This window comes from Finegoldia magna, from assembly GCF_018371055.1.
In the GTDB taxonomy this organism is placed as follows: domain Bacteria; phylum Bacillota; class Clostridia; order Tissierellales; family Peptoniphilaceae; genus Finegoldia; species Finegoldia magna_I.
Genome location: NZ_JAGYZD010000230.1, coordinates 1 through 2,657 on the forward strand (window position 1 = coordinate 1; position 2,657 = coordinate 2,657).

Below are 2,657 nucleotides of genomic sequence, written 5' to 3' on the forward strand. Positions count from 1 at the left end.
TGAATTTACATTTTTCTTGGCAATTCCAACAATGTTTGGAGCAAGTTTACTAAAACTTGTGAAATTTGGATTTAGTTTTACAGCAATGGAAGCATTCGTTTTATTATTGGGAACTGCAGTTAGCTTTGTTGTATCTGTAATTACAATTAAATTCTTAATGAATTACATCAAAAACAATGATTTCAAAGTGTTTGGTTATTACAGAATAGCTCTTGGCGTATTGGTTCTAATTTATTTCGGACTAATCAGATAGTTGTGATATAATAATTAGAAGGAATAGTTGCAATTATTCCTAAATGAACATTAGAAAACATAGACGAATATATATTTGAAAAAATAAGTTGTAGCGACTTATTTTTTTATTGATACATAAGGAGTTATGATGAATTTAGATAATTTAAATGACAGACAAAGAGAAGCAGTCGAAAACACAGATGGTCCTATGTTGATATTGGCAGGAGCAGGAAGTGGGAAGACAAAAGTTTTGACTACGAAAATTGCATATTGTTTAGAGAAAGGATTGTGTTCAAAATACGAAATTTTGGCAATTACCTTTACAAACAAAGCTGCCAAAGAAATGAAAGAAAGGGTCGAAAATATCCTGCAAGAAGACGTAGACAGCATGTGGATAGGAACTTTTCATGCCATTTGTTCTAGAATACTGAGAGTAGAAATAGAGAGAATTGGCTTCGAAAGAAACTTTACAGTTTATGACAGAGCAGATCAAATATCTCTTGTAAAAGAATGTTTAAAGGATATGGGAGTAGATCCTAAAAATGTCGAAATCAAAAACGAAATCAATACAATTTCTAGATTAAAAAATGCAGGTGCTACAGAAAAAAATATCGACAAAGAAGATTTTGATATAAGTTTAAGCACTTTTACTATGGAATTATTCCAAAAATACGAACACAAATTAAAAAGATACAATTCGTTAGACTTTGATGATTTGATTGTGAAGACTAATTTGTTGTTCGAAGAAAATCCCGACTTGAGAGAAAAATATTCTGAAAGATTTAAGTACGTGTTTGTCGATGAATACCAAGATACAAACGATACACAATACGAGCTTATCAAAAATTTGGTTTCTAAAAACGATAATATTTGCTGTGTAGGAGATTCTGATCAATCAATTTACGGCTGGAGAGGAGCAAACATACAAAACATTCAAAACTTTGAAAAAGATTTTAAGAATGCAAAAGTTATTTTATTGGAACAAAATTATCGTTCAACACAACCTATTTTGGATTTGGCAAACACGGTGATTAAAAACAATTCACTTAGAAAAGATAAGAATTTATGGACTGCCAAAAACGAAGGGGATATGCCTATATATAGAAGAATGTATTCTGATATAGATGAGGCAGAACAAGTGGTTCAATGGATCGAGCAAGAAAGATACAGACAAAACCCATACGAAGAAATGGCGATTTTATACAGAACCAATGCACAATCTAGACTTTTTGAAGAAAGATTGAATAGACTAGGAATTCCTAATAGAGTTGTAGGTGGATTGAAATTCTACGATAGAAAAGAAATCAAAGATTGCGTTAGCTATCTTAGAATTGTTGAAAATTTGAATGACAATATGGCATTAAATAGAATTATCAATGAGCCGAAAAGAGGAATTGGTAAAACAACTATGGATAAGTTGTTGCAATGTTCGCAATCAAGAGGAATTAGTATGATGGAATACATCAAAAATACAGATCTTCCTGATTTTTCAAATGCTACAGCTAAAAAGCTTCAAGAGTTTTATTATTTAATTAAAAGCTTTCCGAAAGATGAGATGAATGTTGCAGAACTTATGGAATATATTCTGGACAAAACAGGATACAGAGCTAATCTTGAAAAATCAAATAATAGAGATGATAAGACGAGGTTGGAAAATATTGACGAATACATTTCATCCTTATATCAATTTGTTCAAGATAATCCTGATAAAAACTTGAGAGAATATTTGGAAACTTCATCACTTATGACCGATTTAGATAAAACTGATGATAATACAAAAGGTGTATCGATGATGACAATCCACGCGGCAAAAGGATTGGAGTTTGATGTTGTATTTTTCACTGGTCTAGAAGAAGGTACTATTCCATCAAGAATTGATGAAGATGTAGAAGAAGAGAGAAGATTGTGCTACGTTGCAATCACAAGGGCAAGAAAAAAATTGTACATTACAAGTGTGCAATCGAGAAGAAGATTTAACGAATTTCAAACAAAAGCTGAATCGAGGTTTATAGAGGAAATGGAAAACAAATACAAAGACGAATCTCCTAATAAAGAGGTTAGTTTTAGAGAATCGTTCAACACAAAAGTAGTTGACGATTACAGGACAGAAGCATCAGCTTCAATCACTAAGAAACAAAATGCTGTTACTAAAAACAATGAAAAGTACAGAGCTGGAGATAAGGTTTCACACAAGAAGTTCGGAACTGGTGTAATCGTTGGAATTGTAGAAAAAGACAATGGAGATGAGTTGACGATTAATTTCGACAAAAAAGGATTGAAGAAGCTAAATTCATCACTAGCACCACTAACAAGGGTTGAATAATGGAAAAGGAAGACAGAATAAAATATTTAGTAGACATACTAAATAAATACGCTTTTCATTATTATACTTTGGATGATCCTTTGATTGAGGACTCAGAGTA

2 protein-coding genes are annotated in these 2,657 nt (G+C 31.7%); both read left to right on the forward strand.

The annotated features are described in order from the left end of the window. A partial coding sequence (locus KHW44_RS08380; protein WP_304068368.1) for an undecaprenyl-diphosphate phosphatase occupies nucleotides 1–253 on the forward strand: 253 nt, incomplete at its 5' end. A 129-nt stretch (nucleotides 254–382) separates the two neighbouring features. Beyond that, nucleotides 383–2,557: an ATP-dependent helicase gene (locus tag KHW44_RS08385; RefSeq protein WP_294685612.1), complete on the forward strand. Its 2,175-nt coding sequence runs from the start codon at nucleotides 383–385 to the stop codon at nucleotides 2,555–2,557. The last annotated feature ends 100 nt before the right edge of the window (nucleotides 2,558–2,657 follow it).